This is a genomic window from Rhizobium herbae, assembly GCF_017873135.1.
In the GTDB taxonomy this organism is placed as follows: Bacteria; Pseudomonadota; Alphaproteobacteria; order Rhizobiales; family Rhizobiaceae; genus Pararhizobium; species Pararhizobium herbae.
The window spans coordinates 406,674-431,002 of the sequence record NZ_JAGGJV010000003.1 but is presented as its reverse complement, the minus strand read 5'-3'; the positions used below and the strand labels follow the sequence as shown (position 1 = coordinate 431,002).

At 60.1% G+C, this 24,329-nt stretch carries 23 protein-coding genes, 1 tRNA gene and 1 pseudogene; 13 read left to right on the top strand and 12 right to left on the bottom strand.

Annotation, left to right across the window (positions count from 1 at the left end):
- A complete protein-coding gene (obgE, locus tag J2Z75_RS10830; protein WP_209851767.1) occupies positions 1–1,014 on the bottom strand; it encodes a GTPase ObgE in 1,014 nt (337 codons plus the stop codon).
- 409 nt (positions 1,015–1,423) lie between these two features.
- On the opposite strand from obgE, the gene J2Z75_RS10825 reads away from it, so the two are divergent.
- From J2Z75_RS10825 to J2Z75_RS10805, 5 genes are all read left to right on the top strand, one after another.
- A complete protein-coding gene (locus tag J2Z75_RS10825) occupies positions 1,424–2,173 on the top strand; it encodes a GntR family transcriptional regulator (protein ID WP_209851765.1) in 750 nt (249 codons plus the stop codon).
- Between the two features lie 5 nt (positions 2,174–2,178).
- The gene (locus tag J2Z75_RS10820) at positions 2,179–2,964 is read left to right on the top strand and encodes a transporter substrate-binding domain-containing protein (protein ID WP_209851762.1); all 786 of its coding nucleotides are present in this window, start codon (positions 2,179–2,181) and stop codon (positions 2,962–2,964) included.
- An 82-nt stretch (positions 2,965–3,046) separates the two neighbouring features.
- The gene (locus tag J2Z75_RS10815; RefSeq protein WP_209851759.1) at positions 3,047–3,718 is read left to right on the top strand and encodes an amino acid ABC transporter permease; all 672 of its coding nucleotides are present in this window, start codon (positions 3,047–3,049) and stop codon (positions 3,716–3,718) included.
- Positions 3,715–4,374, top strand: coding sequence for an amino acid ABC transporter permease (locus J2Z75_RS10810; protein ID WP_209851755.1), 660 nt, complete (start codon positions 3,715–3,717; stop codon positions 4,372–4,374). The genes J2Z75_RS10815 and J2Z75_RS10810 overlap by 4 nt, the downstream gene beginning before the upstream one ends.
- A complete protein-coding gene (locus J2Z75_RS10805; RefSeq protein ID WP_209851752.1) occupies positions 4,352–5,077 on the top strand; it encodes an amino acid ABC transporter ATP-binding protein in 726 nt (241 codons plus the stop codon). Before J2Z75_RS10810 ends, J2Z75_RS10805 begins: the two co-directional genes overlap by 23 nt.
- Before the next feature lie 69 nt (positions 5,078–5,146).
- Here J2Z75_RS10805 and J2Z75_RS10800 read toward each other — a convergent pair whose 3' ends face one another.
- From J2Z75_RS10800 to rplU, 4 genes and pseudogenes are all read right to left on the bottom strand, one after another.
- Positions 5,147–5,728, bottom strand: a complete 582-nt coding sequence (locus tag J2Z75_RS10800; RefSeq protein WP_209851749.1) for a GNAT family N-acetyltransferase — start codon at positions 5,726–5,728, stop codon at positions 5,147–5,149.
- Positions 5,725–6,381 carry a GNAT family N-acetyltransferase gene (locus J2Z75_RS10795; RefSeq protein WP_209851746.1) on the bottom strand — a complete coding sequence of 219 codons (657 nt, stop codon included), beginning with the start codon at positions 6,379–6,381 and terminating at the stop codon, positions 5,725–5,727. The genes J2Z75_RS10800 and J2Z75_RS10795 overlap by 4 nt, the downstream gene beginning before the upstream one ends.
- 127 nt (positions 6,382–6,508) lie before the next feature.
- A complete protein-coding gene (rpmA, locus tag J2Z75_RS10790) occupies positions 6,509–6,778 on the bottom strand; it encodes a 50S ribosomal protein L27 (protein ID WP_037096930.1) in 270 nt (89 codons plus the stop codon).
- Between the two features lie 102 nt (positions 6,779–6,880).
- A pseudogene (gene rplU / locus J2Z75_RS10785) lies at positions 6,881–7,189 on the bottom strand (50S ribosomal protein L21); the annotation flags it as partial.
- Positions 7,190–7,475: 286 nt separating this feature from the next.
- Here rplU and J2Z75_RS10780 point away from each other — a divergent pair.
- Positions 7,476–7,565 (top strand) — tRNA-Ser (locus J2Z75_RS10780).
- 385 nt (positions 7,566–7,950) lie between these two features.
- Positions 7,951–9,549, top strand: a complete 1,599-nt coding sequence (locus J2Z75_RS10775) for a site-specific integrase (protein WP_209851743.1) — start codon at positions 7,951–7,953, stop codon at positions 9,547–9,549.
- A gap of 228 nt (positions 9,550–9,777) precedes the next feature.
- On the opposite strand, the gene J2Z75_RS10770 is transcribed toward J2Z75_RS10775, so the two are convergent.
- The 6 genes from J2Z75_RS10770 to J2Z75_RS10745 form a co-directional block, all read right to left on the bottom strand.
- On the bottom strand, positions 9,778–10,401 hold the full coding sequence (locus J2Z75_RS10770; RefSeq protein WP_209851740.1) for a GTP pyrophosphokinase: 624 nt from the start codon (positions 10,399–10,401) through the stop codon (positions 9,778–9,780).
- Positions 10,398–11,501: a hypothetical protein gene (locus J2Z75_RS29200; RefSeq protein ID WP_234937276.1), complete on the bottom strand. Its 1,104-nt coding sequence runs from the start codon at positions 11,499–11,501 to the stop codon at positions 10,398–10,400. The genes J2Z75_RS10770 and J2Z75_RS29200 overlap by 4 nt, the downstream gene beginning before the upstream one ends.
- 3 nt (positions 11,502–11,504) lie before the next feature.
- The gene (locus J2Z75_RS10760; protein WP_209851736.1) at positions 11,505–11,783 is read right to left on the bottom strand and encodes a hypothetical protein; all 279 of its coding nucleotides are present in this window, start codon (positions 11,781–11,783) and stop codon (positions 11,505–11,507) included.
- The gene (locus J2Z75_RS10755) at positions 11,767–12,519 is read right to left on the bottom strand and encodes a DUF4391 domain-containing protein (protein WP_209851733.1); all 753 of its coding nucleotides are present in this window, start codon (positions 12,517–12,519) and stop codon (positions 11,767–11,769) included. The genes J2Z75_RS10760 and J2Z75_RS10755 overlap by 17 nt, the downstream gene beginning before the upstream one ends.
- A complete protein-coding gene (locus J2Z75_RS10750; protein ID WP_209851728.1) occupies positions 12,516–15,806 on the bottom strand; it encodes a helicase-related protein in 3,291 nt (1,096 codons plus the stop codon). Before J2Z75_RS10750 ends, J2Z75_RS10755 begins: the two co-directional genes overlap by 4 nt.
- A gap of 201 nt (positions 15,807–16,007) precedes the next feature.
- Positions 16,008–16,289, bottom strand: a complete 282-nt coding sequence (locus J2Z75_RS10745) for a helix-turn-helix transcriptional regulator (RefSeq protein WP_209851725.1) — start codon at positions 16,287–16,289, stop codon at positions 16,008–16,010.
- Positions 16,290–16,823: 534 nt separating this feature from the next.
- Between J2Z75_RS10745 and osmF the strand changes: the two genes are divergently transcribed.
- The 6 genes from osmF (at position 16,824) to J2Z75_RS10715 (ending at position 23,034) form a co-directional block, all read left to right on the top strand.
- Positions 16,824–17,735 carry a glycine betaine ABC transporter substrate-binding protein OsmF gene (gene osmF / locus J2Z75_RS10740; RefSeq protein ID WP_209851723.1) on the top strand — a complete coding sequence of 304 codons (912 nt, stop codon included), beginning with the start codon at positions 16,824–16,826 and terminating at the stop codon, positions 17,733–17,735.
- Between the two features lie 65 nt (positions 17,736–17,800).
- The gene (locus J2Z75_RS10735; RefSeq protein WP_209851720.1) at positions 17,801–18,967 is read left to right on the top strand and encodes an ABC transporter permease; all 1,167 of its coding nucleotides are present in this window, start codon (positions 17,801–17,803) and stop codon (positions 18,965–18,967) included.
- The gene (locus tag J2Z75_RS10730) at positions 18,964–19,902 is read left to right on the top strand and encodes an ABC transporter ATP-binding protein (RefSeq protein ID WP_209851717.1); all 939 of its coding nucleotides are present in this window, start codon (positions 18,964–18,966) and stop codon (positions 19,900–19,902) included. The genes J2Z75_RS10735 and J2Z75_RS10730 overlap by 4 nt, the downstream gene beginning before the upstream one ends.
- Entirely contained in the window at positions 19,899–20,645 is a 747-nt protein-coding gene (locus J2Z75_RS10725; protein WP_209851714.1) for an ABC transporter permease, read from the top strand. The genes J2Z75_RS10730 and J2Z75_RS10725 overlap by 4 nt, the downstream gene beginning before the upstream one ends.
- Positions 20,646–20,782: 137 nt before the next feature.
- A complete protein-coding gene (locus J2Z75_RS10720; RefSeq protein ID WP_209851711.1) occupies positions 20,783–21,946 on the top strand; it encodes a cache domain-containing protein in 1,164 nt (387 codons plus the stop codon).
- A complete protein-coding gene (locus tag J2Z75_RS10715) occupies positions 21,943–23,034 on the top strand; it encodes a ligand-gated ion channel (protein WP_209851708.1) in 1,092 nt (363 codons plus the stop codon). The genes J2Z75_RS10720 and J2Z75_RS10715 overlap by 4 nt, the downstream gene beginning before the upstream one ends.
- On the opposite strand, the gene uxuA is transcribed toward J2Z75_RS10715, so the two are convergent.
- Positions 23,035–24,210 (bottom strand): mannonate dehydratase, encoded by a 1,176-nt coding sequence (gene uxuA, locus J2Z75_RS10710; RefSeq protein ID WP_209851705.1) that lies wholly within the window; start codon positions 24,208–24,210, stop codon positions 23,035–23,037.
- Between the last annotated feature and the right edge of the window lie 119 nt (positions 24,211–24,329).

Sequence of the window (24,329 nt, the reverse complement as noted above, 5' to 3'; positions counted from 1 at the left end):
TCAGTCTTCTTCGCCCGTGTAGGTCTGGGCAGCGACGATGATGTCGCGCAGGCCACGCAGCGTCTCGGTCATGCCGGTACCGACGATTGCCGACAGCAGCAGCGGCGTCTGGCCGCTGGCTTTCGCCAGTGCCTTCTGCTTCTTCTTCAGCTCCGTCGGATCGAGAACGTCGATCTGCGACAGCGCGACGATTTCCGGCTTGCCGAGCAATTCGCCGCCATAGGCTTCAAGCTCGTGCTTCACGGTCTTGTAGGCTTTCCCCACGTCCTCTTCCTGCGCGGAAACGAGGTGCAGCAGCACACGGGTGCGCTCGACATGGCCAAGGAACCGGTCTCCGAGGCCAACGCCATCATGGGCGCCCTCGATCAGGCCGGGAATATCGGCAAGGATGAACTCGCGGCCGTCGATCGTGGCGACGCCGAGGTTCGGGTGCAGTGTCGTGAAGGGATAGTTGGCGATCTTCGGGCGTGCGCGCGTGACCGTTGCCAGGAAAGTCGACTTGCCGGCATTGGGCAGGCCGACGAGGCCGGCATCGGCGATCAGCTTCAGCCGCAGCCAGATGGTCTTTTCCTCGCCTTCAAGGCCGGGATTGGCCCAGTTCGGCGCCTGGTTGGTGGAGGACTTGAAATGCGTGTTGCCGAAGCCGCCATTGCCGCCGGCGGCCAAACGGAAGCGCTGGCCCTCGGTGATCATGTCGACGATCAGCGTTTCTGAATCTTCCTCGAAGATCTGGGTGCCGACAGGGACTTTCAGCGTCACATCGGCGCCGCCGGCGCCGGTGCGGTTGCGGCCCATGCCATGGACGCCGGTGCCGCCCTTGAAATGCTGCTGGAAACGGAAGTCGATCAGCGTGTTGAGACCATTGACGGCTTCCACCCAGACATCGCCGCCACGGCCGCCGTCGCCGCCGTCCGGACCGCCGAACTCGATGAATTTCTCGCGCCGGAACGACACAGCGCCAGCACCGCCGTCGCCGGACCGGATATAGACTTTTGTTTCGTCGAGAAATTTCATCGCACTGCCATCTGTTCTGTGTCTTTGCCTGTGGGAATTGCACCCTCGGGATTTGCGCCATCGATATAGGCGCCTGCCACGCAGGTCAAAGAATATCGTCAAGTTTGTGCCGCAAAGCCTTCTAAAGCGCCGGTTTTCAAGAATGTTCACTGCCTGGGAGATGGTTTCTTCTCTTTGGAAAGACAATATCACGGCATTGCCGACCTGTGGGGCAATTGCGACCATATGAGAATTTTCCATCAGCCAGCCCGTCGCTTGCGCGGTAGGGACCGAAAACCCGGGCGAAAGAATCATGCCTAAAAAACCATCCTGCCGTGTGTATTCGGTCAAATATCGTGCAGATGAAAATGCAAGTATCCTGAAAACCTGATTTTTTAAAGTTGGCACAAGTCTTGCTGTCCTTGCTTGTATGCAAGATAGCCCAACCACGATCACCCCGCGGGACACCATCGAAGATGCCATCGTTTCCGGGATACTCAACGCCCGGATCAGGCCCGGTACCCGGCTCAGCGAAAACCAGCTTGCCGGCCTTTTCGGCGTTTCCCGCACCCGTGTTCGCGAAGCGATGATGCGCCTGGAGACGCGCTGCATCGTCCATGTCAGCCCGCGCCGCGGCTGGTTCGTCGTCGAGCCCTCGGCGGAAGAGGCTATGATGGTCTATGGCGCGCGGCGTGTTATCGAAGCCGGTCTTCTGCGCAGCATGCGGGCCTTGAGTGATGAGGGTCGAGCGGCGATCCGCGGGCATCTGGCAGAAGAAAAGGCAGCCATGGATGCCGGTGACCGCCAGCGCCTGACCTGCCTGATGGGCGATTTTCATATCCGCATCGCCGAGCTGGCCGGCAATCCGGTCCTCATCGAAATCCTGCGCGATCTGACCGCACGGACCATCCTCATCTCGATGCTGTATCAATCCGACTTTCACGCCCTCCAGTCGCATCTCGGCCATTGCCGGATCGCGGAAGCGATGGAAGACGGCGATTTTGCAAAAGCGGCCGAACTGTCGATCGAGCATCTCGACGAGGTGGAAACGGGGCTGGATCTGACGCAGCGCCCCGATCCGCTTTCGGAGCTTCGCAGCTCCCTTTCCCTTCCTCCCAGGAGCGTCCCGTCCTCCGATGGCGGCACGAAAACCAAGTCCACCACCACAAAAGGAGAATGACCAGAATGTTTGCAAACAAGCTACTTGTCGCCGCCGCGCTCTTTGTCGGCACGCTTGGCCTTGCCTCGGTATCGCATGCCGACGCCTTGAGCGACATCACTGCGCGTGGCACGCTGCGCGTGGCGGTGCCGCAGGATTTCCCGCCGTTCGGCAGCGTTGGCACCGACATGGCGCCGATGGGCTATGACATCGACATGGCCAATCTCATTGCCGAAAAGCTCGGCGTGAAGACGGAACTCGTTCCCGTCACCAGCGCCAACCGCATCCCCTATCTGCAGACCAACAAGGTCGATCTGGTCATCTCCAGCCTTGGCAAGAATGCCGAGCGGGAAGCGGTGATCGATTTCACCGCCGCCTATGCGCCGTTCTTCAACGGCGTTTTCGCACCGGCCGACGTGGCGGTTGCCAAGGTCGAGGACCTCTCCGGCAAGATCGTCGGCGTGACCCGCGGCGCCGTCGAGGATCTGGAACTGACAAAGATCGCGCCAGCCGACCTGACCATCAAGCGCTATGAGGACAACAACGGCACGATCTCCGCCTTCCTGTCCGGCCAGGTGGAGCTTGTCGCCACCGGCAACGTCGTCGCGGCGGCTATCCTCGCCAAGAACCCGCCGAAGCGCCCGGAACTGAAATTCCTGATCAAGAACTCTCCCTGCTACATCGGCCTCAACAAGAACGAGCCGGCATTGCTGGAAAAAGTCAACGCGGTCATCACTGCCGCCAAGACGGACGGCACATTGAACGGTATCGCGCAGAAATGGCTGGGCACAGACCTCCCCGCCGATCTCTGATCATCGGCCTTCGCGACCTGTCGTCCCGCAACCAAGGCGGGACGACACAGTCATCATTGGTCTGAAGAGAGGGAAAACCGTCTTGAGTTACCATTTCGAATTCAACTGGCTGGCTCAGTATTATCCGGAGATCGTCAAGGGCATCGGGATCACGCTGCAGCTGATCCTGATCGGTGCCGTGCTTGGCATCGCGCTTGGCATTGCCTGCGCCTGGGCCCGGGCGCTGGGGCCAGCCTGGCTGAAGCCGATCGTCGCGACCTATGTCGAGCTGATCCGCAACACGCCGTTCCTGATCCAGTTGTTCTTCATCTTCTTCGGCCTGCCGTCGCTGGGTCTGCAGCTCGGTGAATTGCAGGCGGCTAACATTGCCATGGTCGTCAATCTCGGCGCCTATAGCTGCGAGATCATCCGGGCGGGGATCCAGTCGACAGCGAAGGGCCAGTTCGAAGCCGGAGCCAGTCTTGCGATGACGCCGTTCGAAACCTTCCGCCACGTCGTTTTGGTGCCATCGCTGCAGCGGATCTGGCCGGCCCTGTCCTCCCAGGTGGTCATCGTCATGCTCGGTTCCTCGGTCGTTTCGCAGATCGCCGCCGAAGACCTGACATTTGCGGCCAATTTCATCCAGTCGCGCACTTTCCGCGCCTTCGAAGCCTACATGGTCTCCACAGCGATCTATCTCATCCTGGCAATCCTGCTCCGGCAGGCACTCGCCGTGATCGGCAGCTTCATATTCCCAAGGAGGGCGGCACGATGACCGAATTCACCCTGTGGGATATCCTTCGAAACCTGCTTTTGGCGACGCGCTGGACGATCGTCCTTTCGCTGGTGTCCTTCGTCGGCGGCGGTGCCGTCGGCCTGCTGCTGCTGTTCGCGCGGATCAGCGCCCGCAAGGCGGTGCGCGTCTTTGCGCGGTGCTACATCGAACTGTTCCAGGGGACACCGCTCCTGATGCAGCTTTTCATCGCCTTCTTCGGCCTCGGTCTCTTCGGCATCGCTGTGCCGGCCTGGCTTGCGGCGGGCGTGGCGCTCATTCTCTGGGCAGCGTCCTTTCTGGCCGAAATCTGGCGCGGATGTGTCGAAGCGATCGCCAAGGGACAATGGGAAGCCTCCGCAAGTCTCGGCATGGGCCGGCTCCAGCAGATGCGCTACGTCATCCTGCCACAGGCGATGAGGATCGCCATTCCGCCAACGGTCGGGTTCTCGGTGCAGGTCATCAAGGGCACGGCCCTGACCTCGATCATCGGTTTCGTCGAACTGTCGAAAGCCGGCACCGTCGTCACCAATGCCACGTTCCAGCCGTTCACGGTCTACGGCCTCGTCGCCCTCATCTATTTCGCGCTCTGCTGGCCCCTGTCGAAGAGCAGCCAGATTCTTGAAAGGAAGCTCAATGTCGCTCATCGAAATCACTGAAGTCCGCAAGAGCTTCGGACCCAACGAGGTGCTGAAAGGCATCAATCTCGACGTCGAGCCCGGCGAAGTGATTGCCATCATCGGCAAGAGCGGATCGGGAAAATCGACGCTGCTGCGCTGCATCAACGGGTTGGAAATGATCAGTGGCGGGTCGATTTCGGTTGCCGGCGCCCAGCTGCTCGACGATCAGCTGCATCTGAAGACGCTACGGCTGAAGGTGGGCATGATCTTCCAGCAGTTCAATCTCTTCCCGCACCTGACGGTCGGCGGCAACGTCATCCTGTCGCAGACGGTGGTCAAGAAAACCGCGGCCAAGACCGCGGAAGCCATGGCACGCAAGATGCTCGACCGTGTCGGCCTTGGCCACAAGTTCGATGCCTATCCGGACGAACTGTCCGGCGGCCAGCAGCAGCGCGTGGCGATCGCCCGGGCGCTGGCCATGGAGCCGATCGCACTGCTTTGCGACGAGATCACTTCGGCGCTCGATCCGGAACTGGTGGCGGAGGTGCTGGCCGTCGTGCGCGAGCTGGCCGCCGAAGGCATGACGCTGCTGATGGTGACGCATGAGATGAAGTTTGCCCGCGACGTCTGCTCGCGCGTTGTCTTCATGCACCAGGGCCGCGTTCACGAGATCGGGCCGCCGGGCGAGGTGTTTTCCAACCCGCAGACGCCGGAGCTGAAACAGTTTCTCGGCGTTCACTGAAGGCCGCAATGGGAATGGAGACCAACCCCGCGGATGCAACAGCGTCCGCGGGGTTGGTTTTGATGAAGATCAGGGCTTGCGCAGGTCGGCCGCCGTGACCCTGGTTTCGATATGGCTGACCATGCCGTTGCGCGCCAGAGCATAGACCTGACTGCAGCCGGTGATCTCGAAGCCGAGCTTCTTCTGCAGCTTCAACGATCCCGCATTGTCGGCAAAGACGCCGGAATGCAGGACGGTGCCGGGCATGCGCCGGAAGAAGCGCTCCATCGCCGCATGCGCAGCTTCGCTGGCATAACCGCGGTTCCAGTAGTAGCGGTTCAGCCAGTAGCCGAGATGCCATTGGCCATGCATGAGCTCGATGCCGACGCAGCCGATATGGACGTCGTCGCCGGTGGTGATCGCCAGCGTCCAGCCGGCGATCACGCCGGAGCCCCACCGGGTGAGCCAGTCGAGCGCATCCTGCCGATGATACGGCATGGGAACGCGCGCCAGCATGCGCGAGACCTGGTAATCGCCCAGCGACTGCGCAATGGCGTCCGCATCGGACAGCTTGTGCGGACGCAAGGTCAGCCGCCCGGTTTCGATGACGGGGCAAGGGCCGGGATCGGGACGGACCGCGATCGCCGGCCGTTCACGCAGGTGAGCGGTCATCTCAGGCCTCCCCAGCTGCGCAGCGACATCCAGGTCTTGCGGTCGAGCCGGTACCATTCGACCGACATCATGCCGCCGAGCGCCAGGCTGTCGACCATGCCCGAGCCCTGGAACTGGAAGCCGCATTTCTGGATGACCCGCCGCGAGGCGACGTTCATCACCCGGCAGCGCGCATCGATCTGGTCGATGTCGCGGGTGCGGAAGGCCATGTCGGTCAGCGCCTGCGCTGCCTCGGTGGCGTAGCCCTTGTTCCAGTGCGGTTCGCCCAGCCAGTAGCCAAGTTCCGCCGTCCTGCCGTCGGGATGCGGCTCGATACCGCAGCAACCCAAGAATGCGCCATTATCCGCTTTGGTAATCGCATAGACGCACTTGCCAATCGCGCCCGTCTTCGTACGGCGTACGAAATCCGCGGCATCGGCCACCGTGTAGGGATGCGGCATGCGCGAAACCATGGTGGCGATATTGGCGTTGTTGGCAAGATGGGCAAGGGCGTCGATATCGTCTTCGTGGGGGGCGCGCAAAACGAGCCTGGGCGATAACAATATCGGGCAATCGGTCCTTGACCGTTGGGGCCGCAGCCGTTCCTGAGAAGATTCCAGGGAATCTTCCCGGGGAGACCGTGATTGGCTCTCCCTCAACAATTCGCTCTGCATGTTCAGTCCTCCAAGACGTGAAAAAGGGGAGATCGGGCATTGCCCCATCTCCCCTTTTGATCTTGGCCTGAACGGTAAGCGTCAGCCGGGTCGATGAGACGCCGGCTGTTTTAAGAGCGCTACCGGCTTATTCCGCTGCTTCGGCTTTCGGCATTACAGACACGTACACGCGGCCATTGGCCTTCGTACGGTAGTTCACATTGCCGGCCGTCAGTGCAAAAATGGTGTGGTCCTTGCCGAGGCCGACATTGGCGCCCGGATGCCACTGCGTTCCGCGCTGGCGCAGAATGATGTTGCCCGGAATGACGACTTCGCCACCGAACTTCTTCACGCCGAGGCGCTTGGACTGTGAATCGCGACCGTTGCGCGAGGAACCGCCAGCTTTTTTATGTGCCATGGGTGTTCTCCTTTAAACCTTGGATCCGTTGTCTCAGTTTGCAGCTTCAGCGGCAGCGTCTTCAGACTTCTTGGAAGCCTTCTTCGCCTTCGCGCCGGCAACAGCAGCGATGTCCAGGATGCGGACGGTCGTGTTGTGCTGGCGGTGACCGCGGGTGCGCTTGGAGTTCTGGCGGCGGCGCTTCTTGAAGGCGATGACCTTCTTGGCGCGGCCGTGTTCCACAACTTCGGCGCTGACAACGGCACCTTCGACAAACGGAGCACCGATGGTTGCATCGGCGCCGACGCCGACCATCAGGATCTCGGTGAATTCAATCTTGTCGCCCGCGGCGCCTTCCAATTTTTCAATCGTCAGAACGTCGTTGGCTGCCACGCGGTACTGTTTACCGCCGGTCTTGATGACTGCGAACATTTTATATCCTTTCATGTTCGTTCCGGCTCTTCGCTTGAAGGCGAGGCCGTCTTTTTCTTCAGTCGGACATGACAAGGCGTTAGCCTTGCCGGTGAAACGGGCCAATAGCGACCCGGCGCGGTGAGGGCATGCCACACCACTTCGATTGCGCGAATTACTGGAAGCCACCGAAACTGTCAAGACGAAAGACGCGCATAGGCTTGATATTCCTTGATATGACCCCTTGCCATCGCCAAAAACTGCCGCTATGAACCGCCTCGCGCTGAACGCGCCGACCAGCATATCCGGAGAGGTGGCAGAGTGGTCGAACGCACCGCACTCGAAATGCGGCATACCTGCAAGGGTATCGTGGGTTCAAATCCCACCCTCTCCGCCACTGGCTAATCCACTCTCCGCCAGTTACCTGCAAAGCCTTGGATTTCCTCGTAAAACCTCTGCTCGCCAGCGGCCTTTGAGGAGTGAACATCATGCAGGTATCGCGCCCGGTACACCTTCCGGTACACGTCGGGGTATCGCCCGAGCCGTCGAATCAGACGCCGTCAGCAAGGCCCAAGAGCAGGGGACCCGGACCTTATCTCGCCAAAACAGGGTCCGTTTACATTTTCCAGATTAAGATGCCGAAGACGAGCGGCGGCACGCGTGCCATCCCTCCCTTGCGGCTCAGCCTCGGTGCTTGCTCCCACAGGCGCGCCAGGCTCATGGCCGACCTTCTTGCGGCAAGGGCAAGATTGATGTTCGATGAGATGAGGCACGGCAGAGGCATGCAGGACGACGACGACAGCGAAATGCGGGCCCTTGAAGCCGTCATCGAGATGAAGGGCGAATTGAAGGCCTACCTCCGGATGATCGACCGCTCGGATGCACCCATCCCCACCGAGGAGTTGCAGAAGGCCGCAGGTATCCGCGATCTCGTCGGCCTCAGCCGTGAACTGGAGCGGCAGGCCCAGGGCGAACCGTTCAACGAACTCATTGTCGGCCATGCGGACATGCTAAAGCAGTCTGCAATCGCAAAACTGTCTGCGTCATCAGCGCTCTCGGATCTCGCGCCGATACAGGCCGCGAGCGCACCACCGCAGTCTCCTGCCCAGAAATCGGTGGTGTCACGAGCCGACATCCTTCATCGGAATACGGAAGCGCAAGAACTCTCGGACGAGTGGGATATGCCGCGCGATGCCCAGGGTAAACTGATCCCGGCCTTCGAGTTGGATCGACGAACCGTCAGGCGGTCGAAATCGGTGCAGCCGAAACTGAGCGACGTGATCCCGACCTACATCGCCGGGCGCCGTCTTTCGGGCGGGGCCAACATCGCCCGAGACCTCGCGACCGCAGAAAGCCGCCTCGCGCTGTTCATCGAGCTGATCGGCGATCACCGCGTCGACACCTACGTCCCGGCGGACCTGCAGGCTTTCGTCAACCTCATGCAGTACTGGCCGGGAGACAACAATCAGCGCGATCCGGATCTCACGCCCTGGCAGGTCATCGAGAACAACAGGGATCTTCACCTGAAACCGCTGGCCAAGACTACGTTCAAGGACGGATACCTTGCTGTCATCAAAGCAGCGATCCGCTCGGCGATTGCCGGAGGTGGCTTTACCGATCCGTTCGGTGGGGCAAAGATCAGAATTCCGAAGACGGCCGAGAGCCCGCGCCGGGCGACCCCCATTGGCGCATCGAAGATGAACAACCTGTTCAAGACTGGCATTGAGTCCGGGCTGATCGAAGACATCATGCTGCCGCTCCTTGGCCATCTCACTTCACGACGCCTGGGGTTACTAATCCATCTGCGCGGAAACGACATCCGCGAACAGTTCTCCAATATCTGGGTCGGGCAGGTGACGCGCCTAACGCATATCAACGGCATCTGGACCACCGTTCCGGTGAAGACTGAAGACAGCGAGCGCTACTTTGTGCTTCATGACTTCCTGAAGGAGATCGGCTTCATCGACTGGGCGACCCGCCAGGGATCGAATTTCCTGTTCCCGAACATCATGAACCTGAAGGACCCCAGCAAGAGTGGCTCGTCTTACATGCAGCGGCTGTTCAAGAGGGCAGGAATCAAGCCCAAGGCTCGCGAGGAAAGCGGCGGCCGGCGCGAGGTCTTCCACTCGCTTCGAAGCGGTAATATCCAGGATATGCGCGAGTCGGGCGTCGATCCGCGCGAACGCCGCGTTCAGGCCGGACACAGCGCAGGCATCGACGAGCATGACCTCTATGGTTTCGACGTCGCGACAGAGAAGGAGGCGCGCAAGCTGAAAGTCCTGCCGCTCGATCCGGAGATCGACTACTCAATCTTCCGGGGACTGGATTTCGAAGCGATTGCCAACCGCAGGCGTGTAGCCGGACCGCCGAAGCGGAAATGATTTCCGCTACAGGCAGCCATGGCCTTGTCTTGCCGGCTGGCAGCTTTGCGCCCTTATTCCGATCGTTCGTGTGGCCCCTGTAGTCCCTTGGAAGCGGTCGGTCTGCGTTTCGTAATGGTCATATCCGGACGCGTAATATAAGCGGCGTCGACGCGACTTTTCATCAATTCCGGCCAAGGTATTGATCAATAGCGCCGATGCCTAATAAACCTGCCCGCCGTCTCCAATTCAACGGCCCTTGGCTGGATCCTGTAACTCACAGAATAACTCCTCGAATGCGCGGTCGGCGCCCCATGCTTGCGCGGAGGCAAAGGCCAGCATACGGGTTTGGTCAGCCGTTAACTCGGCTTTTTCGTTCTTATAGCCGAGGTCGTGGTTTGCCTCCGACCACGCGTGCTGAAACAATGTCTTAACCTGGAGTTCGAAGAAGTTTGGGACGTGCTCAGAGGGCCAATCGGGCATGATCAGTTCTGCGGGAAAGAGGCACACCGAGTGCCAGCCGAAATAACCAAACTCCCATTCCGAGGCCGGAACAAGATCCTTTGACTCAACTGGTCGCAAATAACGCATTAACACTTCACGAACGCTCTCGACGTCAGACTTGTAGAAGACGGTAACACGGGCGCCGATTTGGTCTTGGATTTGGGCGAGCGGATGCTCGTACTTAGGAACACCCCGATCCGTAATTTTCCCAGCCTTAGCCACAAAGCGATTGACGCTTTTGGGCCGCGAGCTGATCCGGTCGACCCGCTCGCAGCCACATAGATGCTCCGCGAGTAGTTCCGAAAGTGAAGCAGAAAGCGGCACCAGAACCTCGTCGTAGCGCGCCCGATATTCCTCCTCTACCGTCATCGCGGCACCTTTTCGAGCTTCTCGCTAATGACTTTTCCTGTTGCTTCGTAGGTGACTTGCCCCTTGTCGTCCGGCTCACTACGGACAAACACCTTGTCGAACTCGGTTGCGGCAGCGGTCAGGATCGCACCGTTGTGAAGCTCGACGGACTTGTACGGAAGCTGACGATTAAACTCTTCGGCGCTGAACCGGAACTGCTCGTTTAGAAGCCCCTGGTGCCGCATCTGTCCTGTGATAGCCTCGCGTGAAGGTTGGGAGAGGCCGAGACGGGCGATAAAGTCGTTCGCAGTCATCACCTGATCATTGAGGCCGGGGCTAAGAGTAGCTGCGGCAGTGATCTCTTTTTTAATTTCCAGATTTTCGGTTGCTTTCGCTGCATTGCGCATGGCGACGGCAAGGACACGAGTGCCCGTTGCTGATGTGGTTTTGAAGTCGGAGTCCAAGAAGTCTGTAATCCAGTACCGCGAAACTTCCGTCTCGCTGCTGTTTATCTGCCGATCAACAGCCTTAGCCGTCCAGAACCCGTGCTCCGTGACCGAGTCTTGATAGAGCACAGCCTTATAGGATCCAACGCTCCTAAGGAAGACATTAGACTCCAGATTAGCGACTAGCCGATTGCCTTCGGTATCCGCTTGCATCGACCTTTCGAAGAACGTCTTTGTGTCTACCGAGAAATCGTCACTGTAAACAAAGTCCCCGCCCGTGTTGTAGGGCGGATCGATGTAGATGAATTTCACACTGCCAAGACATGAAGATTGCAGCAATTTAAGTGCGTCGAGATTATCACCTTCCAAGAACAGATTTCGGGTGTTCGCGAAGTTCAGACTTTCCGCCTGCGCAGGACGGAGTGTTTTTGCAATTGGTGCGTTTGCCGTCGCGAGCGCTTCCCTCTTGCCTGGCCAATCCAACCGGAACCGTTCCTGCGGTCCTTCAATGATGCTATCGCTGAGCTCCTGCCGAAGCTGGTCGAAATCCACAGCCAGACGCAACTGTCCGGTAGCCTCGTCGCGCGCCTCGGTTACGCAGCCAGGAAACAGGTCGCGGATCTTGGCGATGTTCTCCTGGTTCAGATCAGGGCTATGCATCTTCAGCTTGTCCATCAATCACTTCTTTCCCAATTCTACGACGTCGTATTTCCAACCAAAATAGCTGTAGAGAAAATCGCCTGATCCTTCCCGGTCGGTCAGCTTCGCTCGGATTCTGAATACAGTGCCTACAGGATAATTGCGGCTTAGGCTCTTCGAACATTCGACATGCATCGTGCTCGGAAAACCCTGTCCATGGCGAGGACGAACATGGACGCCTCCGTGCAGACCAGATGTGCTGTTTGGGCGATAACTCTCGACCAAAACCAACTGATACGATTCATTCGGCTTCGCCATCCCTGTCTCCGCTCAATCTTTTCAACTCTTCCCTGGCAGCGCGCAGCTCGGCATTGATCGCCACGCGTTTGTTGAACTGTCTCTCGCGGCCGAGTCGCGCCTTGATCCGTTCGACCTCGCGGGTCGTGGCCTTGATCGCCTCGGCGACGGCAATCCTGGCCTCCAGCGAAAGCGGCTGCATATCAGGTGCCGCCATAAAAGACGACTGCGGGGCCTCCGCAAAGCCGGTTGGCGCGCCCGGAATCAACCGGGTGTTCTGCGCCTCGACCAACGGGGTGAGGAGCTGCTCGTAAAGCGCGCCCATGGTCAACGCCACGGGCAGCGCCGACCGGTGCCCGTCCTCTGACAAAAACGCGCTCTCGAAATAGTCGCCCAGCACCCATTTTGTGCTGTCGGCTTCGCTTGGCCGCTTATAGGCTGCGGCTAGCTTGACCCTGCCGCTATGCACCAGCTCAAACAGCAATGGAAACGGGATAGCACGATCAATGGCACGCAGCACGTCAGTGCTGAGGGCTTTTTCCCGTTGCGTGATCCGAAACACCTGGATTTCAGCCACAGACTTCGTCGCGGGCAGATTGATCGTCTCCGGCGCCAGCTTGTGCGACCAGGTAATCTGATCGACCTCCCGAACGAACAGATCCTTGAGCGCGGTGTTGGCGCCCGCATGATCATAGATCTTGTTCTTGGGGATGACCCGTCCGAAGGCACTGGCGCGGGGCCAGTCGTAAAGCGTCACGACACGCTCCCTTCGATGCGCGGGCCTCCTTCGACGCGAAGGAAAGCGATCAGCTCGAAATCATCCAGGCCCTTGATCGTGTGAGTCAGCGCGGTCGTGCGGCCACCGCTGAATAGGCTGTCGATGTCCTTCTCTTCCTTCACCTCGATCATCGAGCGGATCGCCTGGTTCAGCAGATCGGAATAGCGCCCCATCTGGCGGCCGTCCTCCGTCCGCTCGTTGAACAGGCGGCAGACATCCGGGATCGGCTCCGCGCGCCCCTTGCAACTGCTGCGGATCAGGTCAAGCAGCCGTTTTACCTCGGTATGGTCTGCAACGATCTCGCCATCGTCGTCGATATAAACCAGGTAGAAGGGATGGAGCCTGTTCTGCTGGTTGATGTTGACGCTGTGATGCACGTTCTTTAGCGCAAAGATCACGCCGGGCCGCAGCCCCACCTCTTCGGCCGCCGGCACGACGGCGTGCATGCCGAACGGCGCGTTCTCCAGATCGCCATGTTCCTTGACATAATTGAGCAGGTCCATGCGAAAGTCGTTGAGGCCAAGGTCGGTAATCGAAATCCCGGCCTTTACGTCTTCCAGCTCGATCACCTCTTCCTGCATCCGTTTGAGCTGTTCCTTGCGGTAGGCGATGTCGCTGGACTTGGCGGTCAGCACATTGTCATCGCCGGTCGCCGTCACGTCGGCGATCACCATGCGGTTTTCAACGCGCTCCTTGAGATTGATATATTCGTCCAGCGTGATATCCGGCCAATAGTTCACAAGCTGGATCTGATCATTGGGTGAGCCTATACGGTCGATACGACCGAAGCGCTGGATGATCCGGACAGGGTTCCAGTGGATGTCGTAATTGACCAGGAAATCGCAGTCCTGCAGGTTCTGGCCTTCCGAGATACAATCCGTGCCGATCAGGATATCCAGTTCGGCTGTTTCATGAGGCAGCACGACCGACTTTTCCTTCGAGCGGGGTGAGAATAGCGTCAGCACGCTCTGGAAGTCGTAGGACTTTTTAAGTGTCGTTTTCGGGGAGCTCGAGCCAGTAACCTGGCCTACATGAAGGCCCAGGCCATGGGCAAATGGCGCCAGATTTTCATAGAGGTAGTTCGCGGTGTCGGCAAAGGCCGTGAAAACAATGACCTTCCGGTTGCCTGGGTTGAGCGGGTTCTCGATTTTTTGCTTGAGCAATGAAAGCAGGTGCTGAAGCTTGGCATCGTCTGCCGGTGCCACATTGTCCATCGACGCGATCAAGGCATCAATCAGGGCAAGATCCCCTGCGAGATCGTGCTTCCACGACGGCAGGTCCATGTCGCTGAGGCTGATCTGCATCTTCTTGCCGACGGTAAACTCGTCGAGCCCGGAGAGGTCATCGTCTTCCGGGTCGAAATCGCTCATGTCCTCCAGATGGTCGCTAATGCTTTGACCACGCCCGGTTCTCTCATACTCGGCAATGGCATCGAGCGCCCGCGTGATGTTGCCGCCCAGAGCGCGCAAGGTCAGGCGGAAGGCTGCAACCGAGCTTTCGAGGCGCTTGAGCAGGTTCGTGGTCATCAGCGCCTGAAGGCTGCGCTCGCGGTCGGCTTGCCGAAGTTTTCCGCGGCCGCCTTCGACCTGGGTATCGTAGATCTCCTCGTACTTCCTGAGCCGGCTAGGCAGGATGTAGCTGATCGGGGCATAGACCGCGAGCTTCAGCACCGACAACTGGCCGAAGATCTCGTTCAGGCCCATCACGTCAGGTCGCTGGGTGATCGGGCAGTGGTACGACAGCGGCTTGCGGCGTTGGGGGAATTTGCCGATGTCCTTCGTGTCATAGAAGGTTTCAATGTGTTTTCGTGACCGAGCAATGGTAACGGCGTCCAGCAGCTCGAAAAAGTCGAAGTCCAGCGTCTTCAGGATGGTTGCAGCCGTCCGCTCGTCCGGCGGCAGCGCCGACCATTCGTTAAAGGCCTTCTGGGCGCGCCGGAAAATCTCCTCGATGCTGGTCTGCGATTTCAAGCTCTTGCTGAGTGCTTCAGATTGCCCTTCATAGGCGAGGGCAAGCTGATTGCGCAGGTCGTTGAAGCGGTTGTTTACCGGGGTCGCCGACAACATCAGAACCTTCGTCTTCACGCCCGCGCGGATGACCTTGTTCATCAGCTTTTGATAACGGGTCTCACGATCCTTGAAGACGTCGTTGTTGCGGAAATTGTGGGATTCATCGATCACCACGAGATCGTAATTGCCCCAGTTCACCCGGTTCAGCGGAATGCCGAACGACTCACCCGACGTGCGCGACAGATCGGTGTGGCAGAGCACGTCATAATTGAAGCGATCCTTTGAGAAAATATTGGTGGTGAGGTTGCTGTTATAGTTCCGCCAGTTGTCGGCGAGCTTCTTCGGGCAAAGCACCAGCACCGACTTGTTGCGAAGCTCGTAATATTTGACGACTGCAAGGGCGGTGAAGGTTTTGCCCAGGCCGACCGAATCCGCGAGGATGCAGCCGTTATAGGTCTCGAGCTTGTTGATGATCCCGGTCGCCGCGTCCCGCTGATAGTTGAACAATTTGTTCCAGACGATGCTCTCCTGATAGCCCGTGAGGTCGTTCGGGAGCACGTCCTCACTGATGTCCTCCAGGAACTCGCGGAATATGTTGTAGAGCATCAGGAAGTAGACCCGTTCGGGAGCATTCTCCTGGTAGACGGATTCGATGTGGTCGCAGACGGCGTCTGTCACATCCCGCAGCTTGTCGGCGTCGTTCCAGATTTGATTGAAGAGTTGGAGATAGATCCCGGAATGGGCCGGCTCATCCATCCGCGTCACAAAATTTGAGACCGCGTTGCCCTTCTGATAGCCGAGATCGACGGCTGTGAACCCGCTGATGGGCATATAGGCAACGGCTGCCGCGCCAGTATCCACATGAGCGAAAGGCTGCATGGCAGCTTGCGTCGCATTCGACCTGAACCGCGCCTTCTTCCGGATCCATTCCGCGCATTCTCGGGCGATGGCACGCTGCGTCAGCTTGTTGCGGAGCTTGATCTCAAACTCGGTGCCGTAAAGACTGCCCTCCCGGCCGGCCTTGGGAATGAAGAACTCCCGTCGCTCCTTGCTGAGCCGGTCAGTCGCTTCGGTCGGTACAAAGGTCGGGGTAGTGAAGATGAACTGCAGGCTATCGATCTTGGACAACTCGGCTTTCAGGGCTTCGAAAGCGTAGATTGAGAAGCACGACGCCGCGATTTTCACCCGCGAGCCACGGACAAGCGCTTCCTTAAGATCATCGCCAAGCAGTTGAGAGGTGTTGTCGATGATCTTCATGCGGTTGCGACATACCTTGGATGGGGATGAATCATCCTCCATGAAAACGAAACAGATGTGAGATGTATGCCTTGAGTACGATCGTGAGACAAGCGCAGTGCAACGCTGCATTGCGGCATAGATCCGGCTTGTCGTTCGTTCACACGCGGAAATTATTTCCGTGTCAATAAACGCCTTGTCAGCAAAGTGAGACGAGAGATCTCAGGATGACCGGCCGTCACCGAAGGTTGGCAGGAAGCCGAGGTCATCATCATCCGGAGATAACGGAGCAGGTTGGACTGCCCTGAGATCGCCGGTCTCGATGCCGACAGTGCGGGCAACGATCAAGGACTTATCAAGCTGGCAACTCGGCTTACCGGATTCGAGATCGACAATGAATCGCTCTCCTGTGCCAGAACGTGCGGCAAGCTGTGTCTGGGTCCAGCCGATGGCCTTGCGCTTCTCGCGGATGGCGGCACCGAAATCCCGTGCTGACCTGAACATTTAGTATCTCCCGAAGTGGCTTGCCGTACAGGAAGATTTCTCCAAAATCAATGCGATCCTTACCGTACGGGAAGTCCGGGCCTGTGATCATGAAAACCACCTGATCGGGAAGTTTTTTCGCCTCTGAGTTTGATCGAGAAACTGGTCCTTGAGATCCTGGTATCGCTCGTGGTACACTTACGGGTATCGCAATTTCCCGAATGCGGGCAGGGGTTTACGGAAATCCTAGGTTTCTCAGGTGTCGCGGGCCTAATTGGCGGAGAGTCCCACCCTCTCCGCCAATTTACTTTAATCCCTCTTGGATTCGGCAATCCCAACAGCTTTCGATTGATGGGCGGCATCAAGCGGTGGTCTGTTGGGCTCAGGTTCCCGGCGACAATCACGCGGGCTCAATATTCTGCCGGGTGCCGTCTGCGCGAAATCTCTCCCAAGCGCTCTATTTTTCTCCGAACCTCGCCACATATGGCAGTTTATGCCCCGACGAATGCGGGCGACCGTGGGAGAAATTGCGAACGGTTTCAAGGGAGAAGTATCGTGGGACTTAACACAAAACTCATCGGGGCTGCTTTCGCAGTGCTCGTTTCCGCTGCCGCTGCCAATGCCCAGGTCGTGGTGTCTTCGAAGATCGACACCGAGGGCGGGGTGCTCGGCAATATCATCCTGGCGGTGCTCAAGGCCAACAATATCGAGGCGACCGATCGCGTCCAACTCGGGGCGACGCCCGTCGTGCGCAAGGCGATCGCGGCCGGCGAAATCGATATCTATCCTGAATATACCGGCAATGCCGGCTTCTTCTTCGAGAAGGCCGACGATCCGGTCTGGAAGGATGCGGCCAAGGGCTATGAAGAGGCAAAAAAGCTCGACTACGATGCCAACAAGATCGTCTGGCTGACGCCGTCACCGGCCAACAACACCTGGGCCGTCGCCGTCCGCAAGGATCTGGCCGATGCCAACAGCATCAAGACATTCAGCGACTTCGGCAAATACGTCTCCGGCGGCGGCACGATCGTGCTGGCGGCCTCTTCGGAATTCGTCAATTCGGCGGCGGCACTGCCGGCGTTCCAGACGACCTATGGGTTCACGCTGAAATCCGACCAGCTGATCACGCTGTCGGGCGGCGACACCGCGGCGACGATCGCGGCGGCGGCCAACCAGACGAACGGCGCCAATGCCGCCATGGTCTACGGCACGGATGGCGGCATTGCGCCGTCCGGTCTCGTCGTCCTGGAAGACGACAAGTCGGTGCAGCCCGTCTACCAGCCGGCGCCGATCATCCGCGAGGCGGTGCTCAAGGAGCATCCGGAAATCGAAACGCTGCTGAAGCCGGTGTTCGAAAAGCTCGACCTCGTAACGCTGCAGGACCTGAACGGGCGCGTCCAGGTCGGCGGCGAACCCGCCAAGGCGGTTGCCGAAGACTTTTTGAAGAAGAACGGCTTTCTGAAATAAGCGGCCGCGAACGGCCGGCTCCGCCGAAAGGAAGCCGGCCCAAGCGCGACGACGGGGATGGCGGCTTGAGCATTCGCTTCGATAAGCTGGGCGTGGTGATCGCTCTTCTGGTTGCCTATGGCGCGCTTGCCGCGCCGTTTGCGACCTTTCGCGCCAATCGGATCGTTCCGGGTGACGCGAAAACGATCCTCGAGGCCCTGCCCGCAGGCGCGGGCGCGGCTTTGCTGGGGGTGATGGTTGCCGCTACGGTCGTCATTCTCCTGAAAACACCGACTTTCCTCCGGCTTGCCGCCGCTGCGGCCTCTCTGGTTGCCATCGCTCTTTTCATCGGCATGGCCGCGACCCATCTGGCGCCGCCGGAGAACGCCTATGCCCGCGTCTCGCCGGCGTCCGGTTTCTGGATATTGCTGTTTGCCTTTGCGCTGCTGGCGGCCGATTCGATCACGCGGCTGAAACCGCGACCGGTCGTCCGCGTCCTGCTGCTGCTGGTGACGCTTGGCGGCGCGGCGGTAATCCTGATGTCGGGGCTTTGGGATGGCCTGTCGATCCTCAAGGAATATGCCGGTCGCGCCGACGTGTTCTGGCTCGAGGCGGGCAGGCACGTGACGCTGGCGCTCGGGTCATTGGCCGCATCCGTCATCGTCGGCCTGCCGCTCGGCATTCTCTGCCACCGCGTCGAGCCCTTGCGCGACGGCGTGTTGAACACGCTGAATCTGATCCAGACGATTCCATCCATTGCCTTGTTCGGCATTCTCATTGCGCCGCTCGGCTGGATAGCCGTCAACGTGCCGGGGGCGGCCGCCATCGGCATTCGCGGCATCGGCGCCGCGCCCGCCTTCGTGGCGCTGTTTCTCTACTCGCTGCTGCCGGTGGTGGCGAATACCGTGGTGGGGCTCGCAGGCGTGCCGCGCGAGGCGAATGAGGCGGCGCGCGGCATCGGCATGACGGATCGGCAGAGGCTTTTCGGCATCGAGCTGCCGCTTGCCATGCCGGTCATTTTGACCGGCATCCGCATCGTGCTCGTCCAGAACATCGGCCTTGCGACGATCGCGGCGCTGATCGGCGGCGGCGGTTTCGGCGTCTTCGTCTTCCAGGGCATCGGCCAGACGGCGATGGATCTGGTGCTTCTCGGTGCTGTGCCGACGGTGGTGCTGGCCTTTGCCGCAGCCATCGTACTCGACTCCCTGATTGAAATGAACGTACCCCGGCGAGAACGAGGCAGGACCGCATGATCGAAATCGACGGGATCACCAAGCGCTATGACGACAATACGGTCGTCAACAACGTGACGATGACGATCGAGCCGCGCACGGTGACGGTCATCGTCGGAACGTCGGGGTCCGGCAAGACGACGCTTCTGCGGATGATCAACCGGCTGGTCGAGCCGACCTCGGGGACGATCCGCCTCGACGGCGAGGACAATCACACCATGCCTGGCTACGAACTGCGCCGTCGCATCGGCTATGCCATCCAGGGCCATGGTCTTTTCCCGCATCGCACCGTCGCGCAGAACATCGCCACGGTGCCGGTGCTGCTCGGCTGGGACAGGGCGCGGATCGATGCCAAGGTGGCGGAGCTTCTGGCGCTGTTCCAGCTCGATCCCACCCTGTTTGCCGCACGCTTTCCACACGAGCTTTCCGGCGGCCAGCAGCAGCGTGTCGGGGTTGCGCGGGCGCTGGCGGCGGAGCCGAACGTGCTGTTGATGGACGAGCCGTTCGGCGCGCTCGATCCGATCATCCGCGCCAAGGCGCAGGCCGATCTTCTCGACATCCAGAGGCTCTTGAAAACGACGATCGTGTTGGTGACGCACGATATGGACGAGGCGTTTCATCTCGCCGACAAGATCGCGGTCATGGACAAGGGTGAACTTGTTCAGTACGGCGCGCCTGCCGAGCTGGTCAAAAATCCGGCGACGGAGTTCGTTGAGACGCTCATCGGGGCCAGCGAGAGGCCATTCCGGCTGCTGTCGATCGAGACGGCCGGAGAAGCGGTCGAGCCGGGCACGGCAGACGGCAAGCCCCTGCCGGAGGCAACAAGCCAGCGGGATGCGCTGTCCGAAATGCTCTGGACCGGACGCCATGCGCTGCCGGTGGCCGCCGCCGATGGCAGGATCCTTGGCAGGGTGACGCTGGAGGGGCTGACCCGACGGGCGGCAAAGCCGCAATGAGGGCGTGGGTCCCCCCTATCCTGCGGGCGGTGCTGCTGGCGGTCCTCATTGCCTTTCTGGTTTCGCCCGGCTGGTTTTCTCCGCTTTTGAAACCTCTGGTGCAGGACAATGCGCCGGCGATCTACAATCAGGGCAGCCTGCTGACGCTGACGCTTTTGCATCTGCGCATCGTTGCCATTGCCACCGCGGGCGCCATTGTCGTCGCCGTAACGCTGGCCATTCTGGTCACACGGCCCTTTGGTGCGGAATTCCTGCCGCTGTCGCGCAGTCTCGTCAATGTCGGCCAGACGTTTCCGCCCGTGGCGGTGCTGGCGCTCGCAGTGCCCGCGCTCGGCTTCGGCGAGAAGCCGACGCTGGTCGCGTTGTTTCTCTATGGGTTGCTGCCGATCTTCGAAAATACGTTGACCGGCCTGACGACCTTGCCTGTCTCCGTGATGGAGGCGGCGCGCGGTTCCGGCATGACGGAGCGCCAGCGTCTCTTCAAGGTAGAATTGCCGCTGGCCATGCCGGTGATCCTTGCCGGCATCCGGCTGTCGGTGGTCATCAGTCTTGCGACCGCGACGATCGGCTCGACGGTCGCTGCAAAGACGCTGGGCGAAGTCATTATCGCCGGCCTGCAATCCAACAACATCGCCTTCGTGCTGCAGGGCGGTCTGATCGTCGGGGCGCTGGCCGTGCTGATCTATGACGGATTGTCGGCGATCGAGCGGGTTCTTGCCCGGCGTGCGGGACTGTTCTCCTAGTTTTGTGCGATCAAGAGCAGGTTCCGCTGGTGGACACGCGCGTCCCGCGCACGGCCCTTGGCGGCGTGATGATTGCCCCAAAAATATTCCCTGTCCTGCCTCTGTCGACTGGAAATCAAGCATTGTAGAACATTTCAGTGGTTTTCCCAATTTACAGGTTGTCGATGAAATTCCGGCGCAATGCACCCATCGCAATCATTCTCGCGATCGTCATCATCATTGCTGGTTCCGCTTTCATTTCGAGCCGGCTGTTTTCCGGTATGACCGATGCGGTCGAGGCGGATCAGTTCCGTCTGATGGGCGCGATCGTCGAGACGGCGATACGGGACGCGGAAAACAAGGCGCTCGCCCGCGCCGAACTGCTGGCCGATCTGCCGTCGGTGCAGAAGCTTCTGGCGGCCGGGGACCGGACGGGGCTTGAAGCGGAACTCGCCAGGATGTTCGCCAACCAAAAGGCCCGGCATGGCGTCGATCAGGCGCAATTCCATATACCGCCGGCGACGTCTTTTCTGAGGCTACATGATCCGAAGACCTTCGGCGACGATCTTTCCGCCTTCCGGCCGATGGTCGTCGCGGTCAATCGCGACCGCGTGCCGCTGAAAGGGGCGGCGGTGGCGCGCAGCGGCCCGGCGATCTTCGGTGTTGCTCCGGTCTTCGATCAGGGCGGAAAGCATCTGGGCAGCGTCGAGATCGGTATCGATTACGGGCCGCTGCTGGCGGGCCTGAAGACCGCCTACGGCATCGATCTGGCCTTGTTCATCGAGGAGGCATCGCTCAAGCAATATGCCCAGGGCGTCGATCCGGAGCGTATGGGCGAGCAGAACAGGGTCGGCCGCTACATTCGCTTCGAATCCACCAATGCCCAGTTGATGGCCGAGCTTGCCGGCGCGGAAGATGTCGCCGTGGTCAATGAGCCGGTGCGCTATGTCCGCGATGCGCAGGGGCTGGTGCGCGGCGTTCTGCTGCTGCCGGTCAACAGCAGCTCCGGAACGCCGCTCGGCGTCATCGCCGCCACATCGGATTTCAGTGCCTCGCGCGCTGCCGTCAATCGATCGCTGATCTGGCAGGCGGTGATCACGCTGATCGCCATCGTCTTTCTGTCCGGTTTCGTGCTGATCGTGCTGCGCGGCTTCGTGCTGCGGCCGCTGCAGGTTCTGGGGCAGCGCTTCGATACAGTCAGTGCCGGCGAACCTTTGGCGCCGATCGTCGGCTCCGAAACCTTTCCGCGCGAAATGCAGCCCTTCGTGGCGCTTTATGACAAGATCCGGTCCCGTCGCAGCGAGGCGGACAAGGCACCATGAGAGCCATTCCAACGGGTATTCGCGCTGCGCTCCGCCTGCTGGCAACCGTCATTCTGGCGGCGCTTGCCAATCCTGCTTTCGCCGCGACTGACCTGCCCCGGGGCAATGGCCTGCCGGTGATCGTCCAGGCCGCCGCCTCCTTCCTGACGCTCGAAAGTTTCGACGAAAATGCCGGCACCTTCCGCGCGACCGTCGATGTGCGCCTGCGCTGGACGGATTCGCGTCTGGCAAGGCCAGGCCCCGACATGGGAGCGCCACCCGAGACGCTGCGAGACAGCGCGGCGGCAGCGCGGATGCGCGAGATCTGGGTGCCGCCGGTTGTTCTTTCGAACCAGAACGACGAGACGGCGCTGTCGGATTATGGGTTGCGCATCTATCCGACCGGACGCGTCGAACTGCTGCGACGCGTCACAGCCGATTTCAGCGTCGGTGTCGATGTGGCGCGGTTTCCCTTCGACCGGCAGAACCTTGTCGTCGACATGGCCGTCAGCGGGCTGACGATCGCCGAGGTGGCGCTGCGGTTCGACCAGTCGGATATCGACTTCAGCCGTCCTTCCGCAAATGCCATCCTTCCCGGCTGGAGCGTCGGTCTTGTCGATCTGAAGAATGCGCCGCAACCCGGCTGGTACAACGGCACGCATGCGCGGGTCTCCGCCTCGCTCGACATTGCCCGCCAGCCCGGCGTCGTGGTTGCGTCCATCTTCATTCCGTTGTTTGCCTCGCTGCTCATTCCGCTCCTGGCGATCTGGCTGAACCGCATGGAGGATGGCGTCTTCCAGGTCGATACCTACGAGATGGTCAACATCATCATCGGCGGGCTGTTTGCGGTCATCGCGCTGAACTTCACCGTCTATAGCAGCTATGCCGTGCTCTCGAGCGGCGACAATACGGTCAACCGGCTGTTCGCGCTCAATTATCTGACGCTTGCCTCTGCGCTGTTCGTCAATATCCTGTTTGCCCGCTTCAACGTCGTCGGCCGGCTGTTCGGCCCCTATGTGCAGGAGCAGGCCTATGTGACGATCATGTGGACGGTACCGTGCCTGATCCTCGCCCTCGCCACGGCCTTCATGCTGGTAGCCTATGTTTGATTAGGTCAGCTGATCGACGGCAGCGATGACGCCGCGCAGCTCGGCGAGGCCCTTGAGGCGGCCGATGCAGGAATAGCCGGGATTGACCTTCTTCTTCTGGTCGTCGATCAAGAGGTGTCCGTGATCCGGTCGCATCGGGATGATACAGTCGCCGCGGCCATCCCTCTTACGCCGGCGCTCCTCGGCGCGCAGCACCGAGATCAGCGACACCATGTTGACGTCGCCGGCCAGATGTTCGGATTCGATGAATGAACCGTCCGGTTCCCTGGCGACGTTGCGCAGATGGGCGAAGTGGATGCGGTCGGCGAAGCGCCCGGCCATCTCGACCACGTCGTTGCCGGAGCGCGAGCCATAGGATCCGGCGCAGAGTGTTATGCCGTTTTCCGGCGCATCGATGGCGCTGAGGATCGTTTGCACGTCGTCGGCCGTCGAGACGACGCGTGGCAGGCCGAACAGCGAAAAAGGCGGGTCGTCGGGATGGATGGCGAGCCGTACGCCGTTTTCCGCCGCGACCGGCACGACTTCCTTCAGGAACTCGATCAGGCTGGCGCGCATGTCGTCCGACGAGGTGCCGTCGAAGGCGGCGATGTGGCCGCGGATGGTTTCGCGCGTGTGGCTGTCTTCGCCGCCGGGAAGACCGGCGATGATGTTCTTCTCGAGCGTCAGGATCTCGTCTTCGCTTTTTGTCGCCAGCCGCTTCCGCGCTGCCTCGACCACCGACGCGTCGTAACTCTCTTCGGCTGCGCGCCGCTTCAGGACGAAGACGTCGTAGGCGACGAAGTCGATCATGTCGAAGCGCAGCGCATAGCCGCCAGCCTCGGTGGGATACATCAAATTGGTGCGTGTCCAATCGACCACCGGCATGAAATTGTAGCAGACGACGGGAACGCCGGCCTTGCCCAGGTTGGCAAGGCATTGTTTCCAGGCATCGAGATAGCGACGCCATTCGCCGTCGCGACGCTTGATCGCCGAGTTGACAGGAATGGATTCGCAGACGGCCCATGTCATGCCGGCCTTCCTGATCAGGGCCATGCGCTCGGCAATGTCGTCCGGCGTCCAGATGCGGCCGTCATAGATGTGGTGGAGGGCCGTGACGACGCCATGGGCGCCGGCCTGGCGCGCATCCGACAGGGTGACCGGATCCTGCGGTCCGAACCAGCGCCAGCTTTCGAGCATGTCAGTGCCTCCCGTTATAATGTTGGACAATTAAAAGGATGAACGCTGAAAATGCAAGATATGAGAGTTGATTGCGATATTATGTCGGACATATAGTGTCGATCGGACGGTGGAGCTGA